Here is a 16295-nt window from a genome sequence, read left to right as displayed (position 1 = left end):
CGGTCAGTGATAGCCGAAGGCCTGCGGCAGGAAGAGCACGATCTCGGGCACCAGGATCAGCACCGCGAGCAGCGCGATCAGCGCCAGGAAGAAGGGGACCACCGCGCGGAAGATCTTCTGGATCGGCACCCCGGTCAGCGAGGCGAGCACGAAGAGCACCAACCCGTAGGGCGGGGTGATCAGCCCGATCATGAAGTTGATGATCGCCACCACGCCGAAATAGGTCAGGTCGATCCCCAGCGCCCGCGCCGTCGGCAGCAGCAGCGGGATGATCACCAGCAGGATCACCGATCCGTCCAGGAAGCAGCCCAGCACCAGCAGGATCAGGTTGACCAGCAGCATGAACTGGAGCTGCGACATCTCAAGGCCTTCGATCAGCGTCACCAGCGCCTCGGCCAGACCTTCGTTGGCGATGGCATAGTTCACCACGAAGGCCGAGGCGATCAGCAGCATGGTCGCGGCGGTCTGGCGGACGGATTCCTCGAACGAGGCCTTGAGCTGCCCTGCCTTCAGGCTGCGCAGCACCGCCACCCCCAGGACCATCGCCCAGAGCGCCGCGACGGCGGCCGCCTCGGTCGGGCTGAACCAGCCGCTCCAGATGCCGCCCAACAGCACCACGGGCAGGGTCATCGGGATGGCGGCGCGGCCGAACCGCGGCAGCGCCTCGGGCAGGGTGACCTTCTGGCCCTGTGGCAGCCCGTGGCGGTTGGCGACGGCGGCTACCGTCAGCATGATGACGCCGCCCATCAGCAGCCCGGGCACGATCCCGGCCAGAAACAGCGCGCCGACCGAGGAGCCCGACAGCATGGCATAGATCACCAGCGGGATCGACGGCGGGATGACCGAGGCGATCACCGAACCAGCGGCGGCGACGGCGACCGCCAGCTCACCGGGAAACTTGCCGATCTGGCGCATCATCCGGATCGACACGATGCCGGGGCCGGCGGCATCGGTGACGGCCGATCCGCTCATCGAGGAAAAGATGATGCTGACCAGAACGGTGACATGACCGGTGCCGCCGCGAAACCGGCCCATGATGGCATCGGCCGCCGCCCAGAGCCTTTCGCTGATGCCGCTCATGTTCATCACATTGGCGGCGAGGATGAACATCGGGATGGCGACCAGCACGTAAATTCCGGTCATCTGCCCCATCACCTGATCGGCCAGCAGCCCGACATCCTGACCCGTCGCCAGGAAATAGACGGCGCCGGCGGCGAACATCGACAATGCCAGCGGCAGCCGTAGCACCGCGCCCAGCACGAAGCAGCCGGCGAGAATCCAAAGCCCGTAGGTCACAGCACCTCCTCCGGCGTCGCGTCGAGATTGCTCAGCACCGCGCGCCAGTCGCCGAAGCAGAGGCGCACCAGCAGGATCAGCAGGCGGATCGCGATGGCGACCAGGAACACCACGAAGATCGAATAGACCCGGTCGAGCCTGAGACCCATCATGTCGGTGGTCGAGATCTTCATGAACATCACGTAATCGACGATGCCATAGATCGACACGGCGATGACCGCGACGAAACCGGCGGCGCCCAGCATCACCATGGCGCGTTGCCCGGCGGGCGGCACCAGCCGATAGACCACGTCGAAAGAGATATATTCAGGCCATTTCAGCACGAAGGCGCCGGCCCAGAACACCAGCCAGGTGGCGGTGAGGGTGACGGCCTCGTCCACCCAGGTTTGCGGCTGGCCGAACAGATGCCGCATGGTGACGCCATAGATGAACATGGCGAACATCGCCACCATGGCCAGCGTCGCCAGGCCCGAGGCGAGCCGCGACAGGCGGGTTGAAAGGGATTTGATCATGGCGGGCGGGGCTCCGGTAACTGCGAGAGGCGCGGACGGATCGGGCCCGGAGGATGGCTCCGGGCCCGTCACTGCTCAGGGCGCGATCACTTGACCGCTGCGATGTCCTCGGCGAGGCCGGGCACCCAGTTCTTGGTCAGCCCTTCCTTCTCGTATTCGGCCCAGACCGCCTTGCGGAAGGCTTCGGTGTCGACTTCGGTGATGGTCAGCCCATCCGCCTTGAAGGTCTCGACCGCGCTGGCCTCGTCGGCGAGGGTCGCCTCGATCTCTTTCTGAACGGCGGCGCTGGTGACCTTGCGCATCACATCCTGCTGTTCGGGCGTCATCTGGTCCCAGGTCTTTTTCGAAATGGCGACGAAAACCGGCTGCACCAGGTGCTTGGTCAGGATCACCTGTTCGGTCTGTTCCTGGAACTTCCAGTCGCGGGTCAGGTTGGTGGGGTTGTCCTGACCGTCGATCGAACCTGTCTTCAGCGCCAGATAGACCTCGGTGATGGGCATCGAGACCGGGGTGGCCCCCAGCGCCTTGGCCAGCGTCTGGAACGCCGGTCCCGGCGGCATGCGCATCTTGACGCCCTTCAGATCCTCGGGGCCCTTCACGTCGCGCAGCTTGCGCAGGTTGACGGTGCGGGTGCCCAGATAGGCGGTGTCCAGGATCACCACGCCGGTCTTGTCCTCCACGTCGTGATAGAACTTGTCGCCGATCGGGCCGCGGAAAACCTCCAGCATGTGATCGCTGTCACGGAACAGATAGGCGGCGCCGAGCAGCCCGTATTCCGGCAGTTGCTGTTCGATCTCGAAGGTGACCGGAGAGGCCATTTCGAGGTTGCCGCGCATCAGCGCCGGCAGCTCGGTCCCCTGTTTGAACAGGGAACTGGAGTGGTGGACCGAAATGTCGAAGTCGCCCGGAAACTGGCTTTCCATGCCGGATTTGATTTCTTCGAACATGGTGGTCAGCGGCGCCCCGCCCGGCCCGGCGGTCGAGATGCGGATCTTGATCTCGGCCAGCGCCGGGGCGGCGAGGCCGATCACGGCTGCGGCCGCGAGGGCGGTGATTTTCTTGAAGGGGGGCATGGGGATCTATCCTCCGGGTTGGGTTGGATGGTCGCGAAGGGGCGCGGTCGGTGTGAGCCTTCGGCGCCCTTCGTTCTCGTTGGAATCGGTGATTTCCCGAATGTTCGTTCTTTACATCGAAAATGTATGATTTTATAAAATCTATGAGTCAACACAAAATCTGAATGGGTCAGATGCCGCAGCCAGCCAGCGCCTATGAAATGCTCAGAACCGAAATCCTGATGGGCAGGCTTGCCCCCGGGCAGCGGTTGCGGGTGGCCGATCTGAATGCGCGCTACAAGCTGGGGCTGACCCCGATCCGCGAGGCGCTGGTGCGGCTCAGTTCCGAAGGGCTGGTGCTGTCCGAGGCCAATCGCGGCGCCCGGGTGCGCGACGCCTCGATGGAGGAATTGCACGATCTGCTGGAAACCCGGCTGGATGTGGAACGCTGGTGCCTGTCGCGGGCGATGCAGCGCGGCGACGAGGAATGGGAGGCCGAGATTCTGCGCGCCGAACACCTGCTTGCGCGGGCGTCGATGCCGGTCAGCTCAGAGGATATGGAGACCGCGATCCGCTGGGAGCGGTTGCATCGTCAGTTCCACCGCACTCTGGTCGCCGCCTGTGGCTCGGAGTGGAAGCTGCGGATCTGGGACATGCTGATGGATCATTCCGAACGCTACCGCAACCTGCGACTGCTGAATTTCCGCCGGTCCGAGGCGGACGTGCGCGACATCAACGCCGAACATGCCGAGATCGCCCGCGCGGTGATCGCCCGCGACGAGACGCGCGCCCTGGCGCTGATGACCGATCACCTGTCGCGCACCATGGCGGCGGTGGAACGGCTGATGCTGGCGCAGATGGAGACTGTGGGAGGCTAGGGCCTCCGTTCAGGCGGTGGCGTCCCAGACCCGCAGGATGTCCTCCGACTGCATCACCAGCCCGGTGTGCAACGAGATGATCTTGAGCGCGGCCTGTTCCATCTCCTCGTTGGTGCCGCGCACCAGATCGGCGGCGACGCAGACGCGATAGCCGATGTTCGAGGCGTCGAAGGTGGCGTTCAGCACACAGCAATCGGTCATGCCACCGTTCAGCACGACGCGCTTGACGCCCATCGAACGCAGCAGGAAATCCAGATCGGTGGGATAGAAGGGCGACAGCCGCCGCTTGGTCTCGACGATCAGGTCGGTGTCGAGCACCTCGGTCGAAAAGTCGTTCCAGCGGGTGCCTTGGATGGCGTGCTGGTCGATGCCGGGGATCTCGCCCACCGTCAGGGGGAAGAGGGTGCGCCAGGCCGCGGGATGAGCGCCTTTCAGATCGTCCTCTCCGGTCGCGCGCAGGACGGAACGCACATGGATCACCGGCACCCCCAGCGCCCGGGCGGCGCGGTGAAAGGCATTCACCGGTTCGATGATCTCGCGCCCGCGCGGCGCCGGGCAGGGGCACATCGGATCGGTCGAGAGATGCCCCTCGTGCATGTCGATGGAGATCACCGCCGTATCCGGGCGCGATACCCATTCTGAGAAGACATCATCGGGGATCTCTTTCTCGGTGCCGTAGACGAGGGCCTTCATCATCTTGTCCTTTCGGGGAGAGGGGGCGCGCCGATGGCCCGCCCCCGGTCGCGTTACACCTCGGTGCAGGCCAGCCGGATGGCGTTGCCATCGGGGTCGCGCATCACGGCCATGTACCAGTGGTAATAGGTCATGAACTGTTCCTGCACCATGGTGGCGCCCAGCCCCTTGGCTTTCTCGACGATGGCGTCGAGCGCCTCCTTGCTGTCGCATTTGAAGGTGAAGGCGGTCTGGTCGCCGTCGCCCGGCTTGCGCGGCTCCAGCCCCAGCATTTCATAGGCCGCCAGCGCGCTGAAGCCCACCATACACTCCCCGGACATGTAGCCCCGGAAGACGTCGGAGCGCAGCCCCTCGTTCTCGGTCAGATCGAAGCAGTCGCGATAGAACTCCGACAGTTCGATGAAGTTTTCGGAAAACAGGCTGACCTGCATCAGAAGGTTCATTGGTCTTTCCTTGCTCAGGCTTATTGGGGCTCAGGCTTATTTCGCGGCGATGCCGAAGCTCTTTTCGAACTGCGCCCGCAGATGCTCGCCCGCCGTCATCGCCGGGTATTTGGCATAGCCATCGTGTTCCAGGATCGTGGGGGCGCATTCCACTTTGTAGAAATACTCCGGATCGCAGAAGGTCGGGCTGGAATAGCGGGTCTTGTCGGTCTTGTTGTTCAGCACCCGGTGATAGGTGGCCTTGTAGCGGTCGTTGGTGATCACCGGCAGCATTTCACCGAGGTTGATGATATAGGCGCCCGGGATCGGCGGGGCCGAGATCCATTGGCCGTCGGCATTGCGCACCTCGAGCCCACCGATGTCATCCTGCAAGAGCAGCGTCAGCAGGCCCCAATCGGTATGCGCGCCGGCGCCGAGCTGATTGGCGGCCGCATCTTTCGGCATCGGCGGGTATTTCAGGATGCGGCAATAGTGCAGCGGTTCTTCCAGCGCCTGGTCGAAGTAATCCTCGGGCAGCTCCAGCGACAGCGCCACCATCCGGGCCAGATGACGGCCGAGATCAAGCACCCGCTCGACATAGGCCTCATACTGCGGGCGGAACTCGGGGAAGGCCTCGTTCGGCCATTGGTTCGCGCCGGTGCCGGGGACTTCCAGCTTGGTATAGCGGTGATCGGGGCCCGCCTCGACCGAGGACATATAGCCCTCCTTCAGGTCGGGCGGCGAACCTTCGTCGAGGGTCTGCGCCGCCATCGGCTCGTAGCCGCGGGTGGAGTGCTGCTGGACGGAATCGAGCTTCATCTTCTCTTCCATCGGCAAGTCGAAGAACTGGGCCGCCAGCTTGAGCTGGGCGTCCATCACCTCCTGCGGGATGCCGTGGTTCTTGATGTAGAAAAAGCCGGTGTCGACGCAGGCCTTGTGGATTTCCCAGGCCACCGCCTTGCGCTTTTCCAGATCGTCGGAAAAGCTGTCAGTCAGGTCGATCAGCGGGATTTCCGTCGCCGCGTGCGGGGGTTCGTAGATGATCATGGGTGTTTCCTTCTCCGTGTTGGTGGGGGAGGGGCGGGAGGATCAGCCCCGCTCCTCCCTTATGTGGTGTTGGCCAAGGGCAGCCGGCTGTGACCAGCGGTCACGACCGCGAGCGGCAGCCCAGATCATGACGGCCAGGGTTGCGAGATAGGGGGTCATTTGCAGGAAGTAGCGGGGCACATCGAAGCCGGCGGCGGCGATGCGGGGGATCAGCGCCTCGATACAGCCGAAGAGAATGGCGCCAAGGAGCGCGCGCCAGGGCTGCCAGCGGGCGAAGATCACCAGTGCGATGGCGATCCAGCCACGGCCGCCGACCACGCCGTCGACCCAGATGCGCGAGACGGCGACCGTCAGGTATCCGCCGGCAAGCCCGATCAGCGCGGCACCGATCAGGATGGCGGCGAAGCGGGTGGCGGTCACGTCGATGCCGGCGGCGTCCGCCGCGCCGGGATTTTCACCCACGGCGCGCAGGGTCAGGCCGAAGCGGGTCTTGTTCAGCATCCAGACGGTCAGGGCGCAAAGCACAAGGGTGACATAGACGATCACGTCCTGGCCCAAAAAGATCGGCTCCAGCCCCTGGATCGCCTTGTTGGTCCAGCGCTCGGCCGAGGCGATATAGCTGGTCAGCGCCTCGGCGAAGAACACCAGGGCGAGGCCCGAGATCACGTGGTTGATCCGGAAGCTCGCCACCATGATGGCGAAGATCAGCCCCATCGCCATGCCGGCGAGCATCGAGCCGCCAAGCGCCAGCAAGGGATTGGCGCCATGGATCATCAACCCGACGCCGGCCAGGGCGCCGGCCAGCATCAGGCCTTCGGCGGCTAGGTTCAGAACGCCGGCGCGTTCGGTGATGATCAGCCCCAGCGCGGCAATCGCGAAGGGGGCGGCAAAGCCGGGGATATTGATCAGCCAGTTGAGCAGAAAGTCACTCATGCCGCGCTCCGCCAGTTCATGCGATAGGTCAGGAAGAATTCCGAGCCGGCGACGCAGATGATGAAGATCGCCTGCACCAGTTGCACCAGCGCCGAGGGCACGCCGAAGAAGACCTGAAGGCTCTGGCCCAAAAGCATCAGCACCGCCATGAAGAAGGCGACGATGACCACGCCCAGCGGGTGGTTGCGGCCCAGAAAGGCGATCAGCACGCCGGAGAACAGATAGCCCACGAAGAAATCCTGGGTCATCCGCCCTTCGATCCCGGCCGAGATGGCAAAGCCGGTGAGCCCGCCCACCGCGCCCGAGCCGAGGATCGAGGCGACCGAGAGGCCGAGGACCGGAACGCCGACAGCGCGCGCCATGGTGGCGTTCGAGCGCATCAGGTCGATCAGATAGCCCAGCCGCGAGGCCGAATAGACCCACCACAACACCAGCGCCAGCAGCCCCGACAGCGGCAGCGCCCAGGTCAGGTTCATCCAGCCGAGCTGCGGCAGCTTCTCGAAGGCCTCGTATTGCTCGGTATGGGGGAAGGCGCTGACCGGGTCTTTCCACGGGCCGTAAAGCAGGTGCAGCAGCAGGTTGAAGGCGACGTAGTTCAGCAGGAGTGTGGTGATCACCTCGTTGACGCCGAGCTTGATCTTCAGAAGACCGGGGCCGGCGACCCAGATCATGCCGCCAAGCGCCGCCGCCACCGCCATCAGCAGCAGCCGCGTTTCCGCCGGGCCGATGTTGTGGATCGCGACATAGGAGGCGAAGATCGAGCCAAGGATCATCTGCCCCTCAAGCCCGATGTTCCAGAAATTGGCGCGAAAGGCGATGGCGGTGGCAAGCCCCGCGACCACCAGCGGCGCCATCTGCGCCAGTACCGATCCCAGTGCGCGCGGGCTGGAAAAGGCGGTGTTCATGATCTCGGTGCCCAGATCGCCGGGCGGCACGCCGGCGCCGGCCAGCAGCAGCACGGAAATCAGAGTCGCCAACAGCAGGCTGCCGACATAGACGCCGATCCGCAACCGTTCGGCGATGCTCTGGCGCGGCTCGAGCAGCGGCACCAGCCGCAGGCGGGTCTTCGGTGCCGGGGGGACGGGGGCGGTCATCTGGGTATCAGTCATGGGTCACCATCGCCGCGCCGATTTCCGCGCGGTTCGCCGGGGCCTTGAATTCGGCCACCAGCCGGCCACCGGCAAGCACGCCGATGCGGTCCGACAGCAGCAGGATTTCATCCAGATCCTCGCTGATCAGGATCACCGCCGCGCCGCCGTCGCGGGCCGCGCGCAGCCGGTCGTGCACCGCGGCACCGGCCCGCACATCAAGCCCGCGCGACGGGCTATGGGCCAGAACCACCTTGGGGTGGCCCTGGAATTCCCGCGCGATCACCAGCTTCTGCGCATTGCCGCCCGACAGGAGCGCCGCCTTCTGCCCGAGGCTGCGCACGCCCTGCACGTCGAAGGCCTTGATCGCCGCGCGCGCCTCGGCCCGCGCCTTGGGGCGGTTGAACCACAACCAATTGCCATAGCGGCCGGCGAGAGCGCCGTTGACGGCGTAATTGTCGGCGATGCTGACCCCGCCGGCCAGCCCGTGGCGATAGCGGTCAACCGGAATGCAGGCGAGCCCGTTGCGGCGCCGGTGCGCCGGACCTGCGTGGGTGACATCGCCATGGCCGGCGATCTCGATCGAGCCCGCCTCGGGCAGGCCCAGACCCATCAGCACCTCGGCCAGTTCGTTCTGGCCGTTGCCGGACACGCCGGCGATGCCATAGATTTCGCCGTCCTTGACCTCGAAACTGACGTCGATCAGCCCCTTGCGGCCACCGTCGCCGGCCATCTTCACCTCATTGAGCCGGATACGCGATCCGCCGACATGGGGCGAGGGTTCGGGTTCCTCGACGATGGTCTCGCCGACGATCAGCGTGGTCAGCCGGGCCGGGTCCATGTCCTTGGGCAGGGTCTCGGCGATCTTGCGGCCCTGCCGCATCACGGTGATCCGGTCGGAGTGATAAAGCGCCTCGTGCAGCTTGTGGGTGACCAGGATCACCGCGCTGCCGCTTTCCGCCAGCCCGCGCATCAACTGCATCAGCGCGCGACCGTCGTCTTCGCCCAGAACCGCGGTGGGTTCGTCCAGGATGACGATGCGGGCGCCGGCGACCAGAACCTTGAGGATCTCGAGCCGCTGCTGTTCCGAAACCCCGAGCGTGCCGACGCGCGCCTCAAGGTCGATCTGGAACCCCATGCGCCCGGCCAGATCCAGCGCCTGCTGCGCGACCTCGGCGGGCGGGCGCCCGGGGTTGAAAAGAAGGAGGTTCTCCAGAACCGTGAAGGCCGGGACCAGCTTGAAATGCTGGTGCACCATGCCGATCCCCTTGGCCGCCGCATCGCGCGCGCCGGAGATGGTGACCGGTCGGCCGTCCAGTTCGATCTGCCCGTCGTCGGGCGCATAGAGCCCGCAGGCGATGTTCATCAGGGTGGATTTGCCGGCGCCGTTCTCGCCCAGAAGCGCGTGCACCTCGCCCGGCGCGACGGAAAAATCCACGCCGTCGAGGGCTTTGAACCCCCCGAAACTTTTTGACACGGAGCGCAGGCTCAACGCGTTGGTCATCTCAGGCGTACTTTCGTTATAGGTCTGGCCCGCATCAAAGGCGCGATGCGGGCCGGGTCTGCTTGATCGTTTCGGGGACTGCGGGGATTACTTCCCGCCGGTCACGCCATCGACGAACCAGTCCATCGCCCAGAGATCGGCATCGCCCAGCACTGCACCCTCTTCGACGCGCAGCTTGCCGTCGCGGTCCTTCAGCGGGCCTGCGAAGATCTGTTTGCCGGCGATGATGGCGTCACGCTCGGCCATGACCTTGTCCTTCAGCTCGGCCGAGACCGCGTCGCCGCAGCAGGCGATGTCACCGCCGCCCTCGGCGATCGACAGGAAGGCGCCATAGGGCGCCGGTTCGAAATTGCCGGCCGAGATCTTTTCAATCTCGGGCTTCAGGAAGCGATCCCAGGTCCAGACCGAGGAACATTGCGTGGCCTTGCTGAATTCCGACAGGTCGCGGTGGTGGCCGGTGCCATAGATGCCATGTTCGGCGGCGACGATCTGCGGGGTGGGGGTGTCGACGTGCTGGCCAACGACATCGACACCCTGTTCGATCAGCGCCTCGGTGGCGGCGCGTTCCTTGACCGGGTCGCCCCAGGCGCCGGTGAAGACGACGCTCAGCTGTGCCTCGGGGTTCACCTGGCGGGCGCCCAGCAGATAGGCGTTGACGGTCCAGTTCACCAGGCCGAAGGGGTTGGCGGCAACAAAGCCGATCTTGTTCGACTTGGTCAGCCCGCCGGCCACCATGCCGCAGAGATATTGCGTCTCATAGGTGCGGCCGTAGACGCTTTTCAGGTTCGGCCCGTTGGTGGTGCCGGCCGGATTGATGAAGACGATATCGGGATATTGTTCGGCCAGTTCCTTGAAGGTGTCGGAATAGCCGAAGGCGGAGCCGATGATGATGTTCGAGCCGCGCTCGATGAACAGCTCGGCCGCCGGGCGGATGGCGGTTGCCGATTCGGGGATTTCCTCGGCCTGCGGGATGCGCATGCCCAGATCTTTCTCAAGCTTCTTGCGCGCCTCGTCGATCGATTGTGACCAACCGCCGTCATTGCTCGGGCCGAACAGGATGACGGCGGGTTTCGGGTTGCCGGTGGCGGCGAAGTCGTTGGCCTGGGCCACGCCGGCGAGCTGCGCGGTGGCGAGGGCGCCGACCGTGGCAAGCTTCAGGACGGAACGAAAGATGGTCATAGAGCTATCCCTGCGATATATCGTTGGGCGCGCGGCATCGGCCGCGCGTATTGGCTCCGCATCCTGCTGATGCGGTTGGGGTGACTGGATGGCCGGTCTTTCCGGACCCGGCCCGCTGACCTCAGCCAAGAGCTCTTTATACGTCAAATGAATCGCGGGGCTTTGCGCCCCCTGATCATTAACATTTTTTCCAATCGGTCAAAAAATGAGCGCCGGGCGCCTTCCTCCTTGCCGGCGGCAGGGCGGGGAGGGATCGGAGAATCGGATTCGGGGAAGGTTGCCGTCTGATCGCACAGGTGGCGGCGGAAGACCATCAGGACCGCTCGACTGGGGGCGAGCGGTCCTTGAGCCCTGGGGGGCGGTCCCGCGCCCCGGGACGGGCGCAGGGAAGGGAGAGGGTCAGGCGAAGAGCGTGCGGCGCAGGGCCGGCGGCAGCAGCGGCGCAGTCAGCGCGCCGGTCAAGGTCAGCAGGCCGCGCCGCAGGTCGGAAAAGAACCCGGCCGGGCTGGCACCGATGCCGGCCAGCGCCAACTGCAGCACATCGCGCACCGGGGCCCCGTTCCTGAGCGCCCGCCGCGCGAGATAGCGCAGATGGATCGCCTCGCCGCGGGGATTGGGGGGATGGCCGAAGCGCCGCGCGGTGTCCAGCGCCGCCTCGCGCCCGGCGCGCAGGGCGATCAGGTGGTCCGAGAATTCCCGGGTCTCGATCGGGCAATGCACCAGCGTGTCCTTCGTGCCGACCACCCTGAACCCGTAGCCGCACAGGCGGATCAGCCATTCCATATCCTCGCCCTCGGGCAGCAGGGTGTCGAAACCGCCGGTGGCGGCGAAGACCGCGCGGCGCACCACGATGTTCGACAGGGTCGCCACCGGGTCTTCGGTCAGCAGCATCTGAACGGTCAGATCGTCTTCCTCGGCCTTGGACAGGCCGCGCGGCAGCGGCCCATCGAAGAAGACCACCCGGGCATAGGCCGCATCAATGCTGGGATCGGCAAAGATCCGTTCCATTCGCGCCAGCTTGCTGGCCTCCCAGATGTCACCAGGGGCGCAGAAGGCGATCAGCTCGCCGCGCGCCTGGGTCAGGGCGACGTTGACGGCGTGGGATTTGCCGGCGCCGGCGTGGCGGAGCAGGTGGAAGCGGCAGTCGCGATCGACGTAAGCGGCGGCGATGTCCCGGCTGGCGTCGGTCGACCCATCGTCAATGATCAGCGCTTCCCAATCCGGGTGGGTCTGAAAGCGGATGCTTTTCAGCGTGCGTTCCAGCGTTGCGGCGTCATTGAAACAGGGGATGACGATGGTGAAGGGCAGGGTCTGCATTTCAGATCATCCTTGCGAAAGGGAAAAGGGGAAGCCAGCCCAAGGGGCGACTGCCGCGATGGCCGGATGTCTCCTCGTCCGGTCTGCCGCTGCGGGCAGGCCGGAGACCGCCGGAAGGCGGTCGAGGGGGCTGAGGCGATCACAGGTCATCATGGCAGTCGCTGTCCTTGGGGTGGTGCCGTTCATTCGGCATGGTCCCTTTTACCCCGGGGCGGCGCCGGTTTCCTCTGCGCGGGGGGAGAGGAGAAGGGCGCAAGTGGTCGGTTTCCTATCCGAAAGGATATGGCCCTTGTCCGATCTTGGCCCGAAAAGGGCTCAGGCGGCGCGGCGCCAGGATTCGAGCGCCTGGCGGCTGCGCGTCCAGAGTTCGACCAGCGCGGTCAGATCCTCGGGTGGGACCGGCTCACCGCGCCGCGCCAGCAGTTCGATCCGCTGCAGCGCCTGACGCAGGGCCTGCGCCCCGAAGGTGCTGCAGGAGCCGGCGCACTTATGCGCGATCTCCGCCAGTTCGGTCAGCTCTGCCCGGCTCGGTCGATCCGGATGGGGACGGCTCAATGCGGCGATGATCTGGTCGGTTTCGGCCAGGAAGCGCCGATAGAGATGGCTGCCGCCCTCGGCTCCAAGCCCGGCCCAGAGGGTGGCGATCTGATCGGTATCCAGAAGCGCGCCATCGCCGGGGCTGGGCGGCGGCGCGACCGGTGCCGGCAGCTCTCCGGCGGTGGCGCGGGCGAGGACATCGGCCAGCTCATCGCGGTCGAGCGGTTTGGCGATGCAATGGGTCATGCCGGCGTCCTGGAAGCGGGCGATCTCCTCGGGGAGGGCATGGGCCGTTACCGCGATGATCGGCGCCCGTGCCGAAGGGCCGCTGCCGGCCCGGATCTGGCGTGTCGCCTGGGTGCCGTCCAGCACCGGCATGGAGATATCCATCAAGATCGCATCAAAGCGCCGGCGGCCCGCCAGTTCGACACCGACGCGGCCGTCAGCGGCTTCGGTCACCCGATGGCCATCGGCCTCCAGCATCGCGCGCGCGACGAAGCGGTTGATCTCATTGTCCTCGACCAGCAGTACGTCAAGCGGCGGCAGAGCGGGCCTGACCGGGGGAGGGGCGGCCTGGGCGGTGTCCTCCGGGACTTCGGCTGGCTTCAGGGGCACCCGCAGCCAGAACAGGCTGCCTTCGCCGGGCTCGCTTTCGGCGCCGATCTCGCCGCCCAGCATCTGTGCCAGCCGGCGGGCGATGCCCAGCCCCAACCCGGTGCCGCCGGCCTGACGGGCATAGGAGGAATCGAGCGTCTCGAAGTCGTGGAAAATCCGCTCCAGATCCGCCTCGGCGATGCCGATGCCGCTGTCGATCACCCGGAATTCGACGGTGTGGCCGTCGCTCAGCGTCTCCACCTCGATCTCGACGGTGCCGTCGCGGGTGAATTTCACCGCATTGCCGGCCAGGTTCAGCAGGACTTGCCTGAGCCGCCTGGCGTCACCGATCGCGCCCTCCAACATCGGGCCGATCGGGCGCCAGCTCAGGCTGTTGCGGTTTTGCGCCGCCATTGGCGCCGCGGTCTCCACCACCCCGTTCAGCAACTGGGGAAGCGAGAATGGCCGGTGTTCGGGGCGCATCTTTCCGGCCTCGTACTTGGCCAGATCGAGCACGTCGTTGACCAGCCCCAGAAGCTGCCGACCCGAGGATTGCATCCGGTCGAGCAGCGCGCTCTGCTGTTCGGTGAGGCTGTGATCGCGCATCAGCTGCATCGAGCCCAGCAGCCCGTTGAGCGGCGTGCGCATCTCGTGGCTCATGACGGCGAGGAATTCCGCCTTGGCCCGTTCGCCGGCCAGGGCGCGGTCGCGGGCGATGGTCAGCCCCTCTTCCGCCGCCTTCCGGCGCGAGATGTCGCGCAGATAGGCGACGAACAGCCGCTCGGTATCCGCCTCCGCCCGGTCGATCGAGATTTCAGCCGGAAAGCGACGGCCGGACCTGTCCATGGCGGTGATCTCAAGTTGTTTTTCATGCGCTTCGGGTGCGCGCTCCCGATCGAGGAAGCGCAATTCGCCTCGGCGCAGGCTTTCAGCCAGCTCGGAGGGAAACAGCAGATCAATGGCGTTTTGGCCGCGCGCCTCCTCGCGCGAATAGCCGAAGATGCGCTGGGCGGCGGGGTTGAATTCCCGGATGATGCCCCAGGTATCCGTCACCACGATGGCGTCGAGGGCGGTTTCCACGATGGTCCTGAGCCTGCCGGCGGTGCGCTGCACCTCTTTCGCGCGGGTCTGTGCCAGTCGAGCCAGCCGGAAAAAGGAAATCGTCAGCAGCACCAGAACCGCCAGCAGCACCGCCAGAACCGTTGCGATCGTTAGCAGGGTCCGGATCAGGTTCTTGCGGCGCTCGTCCGTGATCTGCGCGAAAGAGGACAGCCCTTTTAGCGAGAAGTCGCGCACATCCTCCGCGATCCCGTGCGATTCCTGGGCCAGCCGCGGCAGCGCTGCAAAAAGCACCTCGTCCGGCCCGTCGATCAGGGGAATCGTCTGGTCGAGATAGCTGCGCACGCGGCTGCGCGGCAAATCATAGGTCGGATCCGCGCGCAGCGTGCGGAACACCTGGCCATTTTCCAGCGTCGCCATTCGGCTATAGAAGATGTCAAAGCGCCGGCGCAATTGATCGAGCCGGGCGGGATCGGTCCGCGCCTGCTCCAGCTCCAGCCGGAATTGCAGGAACTCCACATCTGCCTGGGCGAGACTCCATTGCAGATTGTCCGAATTGGCTTGCGACAGCGAATCCAGCTCGCGCAGTACCATCCAGGACATGCCGCCGATCAGCGCGATGCAGAACACGAGCACCAGCGCCACCGCACTGTTGCGCGTCCGTGATGCTCTGCCCTGGGAGATGGTGGGGGGGATCATATTGTCATCCCGGGCTGGTGACTTTCCTATTCCACGGTGATGCGGTCCAGTTGCCAGATGCTGCGCGAATAGGTGACTTCGCCTTGATAGGCGGGATTGGTGTCATAAGGGTAAACGATCCACAACGGCCCCTTCTCGCGCACCGACATCGGCTTGTCATTGCGCAGATAGGCCACGATCGGCCCATCCTCGACCCAGTCGGATTTGGGGATGTCGATCGCATAATCGTTGATCGCCGTGGCCTTGAGAGTCTTGCCGGTGGCGCCAACCGCCTGCATCAGCCGGGCCAGCGGCACCCCGGTGAACCGCTGCACGCCATCGGTCCAGATGGTGGAGGTTTCAATGGTCACTGGCCCCAAGGTCTCCAGCAGGGCTTCGTCGAATTGGGCGGTCCCCCCGACATTGGTCTGAGAGATCGCCCCGGAGATGGTGAGCAGGACCTCGCCCCGCGGGGGGGCGAGATCCTGCGCCACGGCGCGGAGGGGGAGAGAGAGCGCCATGACAAGAATGAGGCGGGGCAGCAGGGCAAGCATGACCTGAAAGGGGCGATGGGGCATCTTAAACTCCGTACAACTTAGGAGGGATCATAACATGGAATGCACCGCCATTGGTGGGGCATCGGCAGAGGGCCCCTATCCAAACGGATAGGAGGTTTTCGCGGTCGCCCTTCTTCTGCCGTTTTTCCACGGTTCACTGGCGACAGGCGCCGCCGCGGAGGGCGATTGTTTCGATTGACGCATGAGCGCGGCGGCTGAGAAGATGGCTGCTCAGGGTGGGCTGGGGATTGATCTCGGGACTGATCCCAGGAACGATCCGGTGCCGCAGGATGCGCCGACAGGAGGGGAAGGCATGCGAATACTGATTGCCGACGATCACATGCTGTTGCGCGATACGCTGGTTCTCTATTTCCAGAACGAGGAGGGGATCGAGACCGCCACCGCCGCCGATTTCGACGAGGCCGAGCGCATGCTGCGTGAGGGGGACGGGTTCGATCTGGTTCTGCTGGATTTCTCCATGCCGGGAATGAACGGGCTGTCAGGGCTGACCAGGATGATGCAGATCCCGGGCCACCACCGCGTCGCCATCATCTCGGGCACCGCCAACCGCGAGGTGGCCGAACAGGCCCTGGCTGCGGGGGCGGCGGGGTTCCTGCCAAAGACGTTGTCGGCGCGGTCTCTGGTCAATGCGGTGCGGTTCATGGCGCTGGGCGAACAATACGCGCCGCTCGATTTCCTGCGCCCGGCAGAGGAGGAGACGCCGGCGCATCCGCTGGCTGAACTGCTCTCCTCGCGCGAGCTGGAGGTGCTGGAGGGGCTGACCCAGGGCAAGTCCAACAAGGAGATCGCCCGCGATCTCGATATTCGCGAACCGACGGTGAAGCTGCACGTCAAGACGCTCTATCGCAAGATCGGCGCCGCGAACCGGACCCAGGCGGCGATGATCGCCAAGGATCAAGGGCTGTTCTGAGCCTTCGCCCTCTCCGAA

General features: G+C 65.4%; 15 protein-coding genes. 2 read left to right on the top strand and 13 right to left on the bottom strand.

Annotated features, from left to right (window positions below; genetic code table 11):
• Positions 1–3: 3 nt before the first annotated feature.
• The 3 genes from ACN0V4_RS18535 to dctP form a co-directional block, all read right to left on the bottom strand.
• Positions 4–1296 (bottom strand): TRAP transporter large permease, encoded by a 1293-nt coding sequence (locus ACN0V4_RS18535; RefSeq protein WP_417678860.1) that lies wholly within the window; start codon positions 1294–1296, stop codon positions 4–6.
• On the bottom strand, positions 1293–1808 hold the full coding sequence (locus tag ACN0V4_RS18530; protein WP_417678858.1) for a TRAP transporter small permease: 516 nt from the start codon (positions 1806–1808) through the stop codon (positions 1293–1295). Before ACN0V4_RS18530 ends, ACN0V4_RS18535 begins: the two co-directional genes overlap by 4 nt.
• A gap of 86 nt (positions 1809–1894) precedes the next feature.
• On the bottom strand, positions 1895–2881 hold the full coding sequence (gene dctP, locus ACN0V4_RS18525; RefSeq protein ID WP_417678856.1) for a TRAP transporter substrate-binding protein DctP: 987 nt from the start codon (positions 2879–2881) through the stop codon (positions 1895–1897).
• Between the two features lie 173 nt (positions 2882–3054).
• Between dctP and ACN0V4_RS18520 the strand changes: the two genes are divergently transcribed.
• Complete coding sequence (locus ACN0V4_RS18520; protein WP_417678854.1) at positions 3055–3738, top strand: GntR family transcriptional regulator; 684 nt, start codon at positions 3055–3057, stop codon at positions 3736–3738.
• Between the two features lie 9 nt (positions 3739–3747).
• Here the strand turns inward: ACN0V4_RS18520 and ACN0V4_RS18515 are convergent, their stop codons facing one another.
• The 10 genes from ACN0V4_RS18515 to ACN0V4_RS18470 form a co-directional block, all read right to left on the bottom strand.
• A complete protein-coding gene (locus ACN0V4_RS18515; protein ID WP_417678852.1) occupies positions 3748–4431 on the bottom strand; it encodes a cysteine hydrolase family protein in 684 nt (227 codons plus the stop codon).
• 53 nt (positions 4432–4484) lie between these two features.
• Complete coding sequence (locus tag ACN0V4_RS18510) at positions 4485–4874, bottom strand: VOC family protein (protein ID WP_417678850.1); 390 nt, start codon at positions 4872–4874, stop codon at positions 4485–4487.
• Positions 4875–4910: 36 nt separating this feature from the next.
• On the bottom strand, positions 4911–5900 hold the full coding sequence (locus tag ACN0V4_RS18505; protein ID WP_417678848.1) for an isopenicillin N synthase family dioxygenase: 990 nt from the start codon (positions 5898–5900) through the stop codon (positions 4911–4913).
• A gap of 42 nt (positions 5901–5942) precedes the next feature.
• On the bottom strand, positions 5943–6833 hold the full coding sequence (locus ACN0V4_RS18500) for an ABC transporter permease (protein ID WP_417678846.1): 891 nt from the start codon (positions 6831–6833) through the stop codon (positions 5943–5945).
• Entirely contained in the window at positions 6830–7942 is a 1113-nt protein-coding gene (locus ACN0V4_RS18495; protein ID WP_417678844.1) for an ABC transporter permease, read from the bottom strand. Before ACN0V4_RS18495 ends, ACN0V4_RS18500 begins: the two co-directional genes overlap by 4 nt.
• Positions 7935–9359 carry an ABC transporter ATP-binding protein gene (locus ACN0V4_RS18490; protein WP_417678842.1) on the bottom strand — a complete coding sequence of 475 codons (1425 nt, stop codon included), beginning with the start codon at positions 9357–9359 and terminating at the stop codon, positions 7935–7937. Before ACN0V4_RS18490 ends, ACN0V4_RS18495 begins: the two co-directional genes overlap by 8 nt.
• Before the next feature lie 153 nt (positions 9360–9512).
• Entirely contained in the window at positions 9513–10604 is a 1092-nt protein-coding gene (locus ACN0V4_RS18485) for a BMP family ABC transporter substrate-binding protein (RefSeq protein WP_417678840.1), read from the bottom strand.
• 399 nt (positions 10605–11003) lie between these two features.
• Positions 11004–11921, bottom strand: coding sequence for a glycosyltransferase family 2 protein (locus tag ACN0V4_RS18480; protein ID WP_417678838.1), 918 nt, complete (start codon positions 11919–11921; stop codon positions 11004–11006).
• A gap of 315 nt (positions 11922–12236) precedes the next feature.
• Positions 12237–14810, bottom strand: coding sequence for an ATP-binding protein (locus ACN0V4_RS18475; RefSeq protein ID WP_417678836.1), 2574 nt, complete (start codon positions 14808–14810; stop codon positions 12237–12239).
• 26 nt (positions 14811–14836) lie between these two features.
• Positions 14837–15367, bottom strand: coding sequence for an oxidoreductase (locus ACN0V4_RS18470; protein WP_417678834.1), 531 nt, complete (start codon positions 15365–15367; stop codon positions 14837–14839).
• Between the two features lie 292 nt (positions 15368–15659).
• Here ACN0V4_RS18470 and ACN0V4_RS18465 point away from each other — a divergent pair, with 292 nt between their 5' ends.
• On the top strand, positions 15660–16277 hold the full coding sequence (locus tag ACN0V4_RS18465) for a response regulator transcription factor (protein WP_417678832.1): 618 nt from the start codon (positions 15660–15662) through the stop codon (positions 16275–16277).
• Positions 16278–16295 lie beyond the last annotated feature (18 nt).

Source organism: Pseudodonghicola sp., assembly GCF_048268305.1.
Taxonomy (GTDB): Bacteria; Pseudomonadota; Alphaproteobacteria; order Rhodobacterales; family Rhodobacteraceae; genus Pseudodonghicola.
Note: the sequence above shows the minus strand (reverse complement) of the source record. Positions and strands in the feature narration are given on the sequence as shown.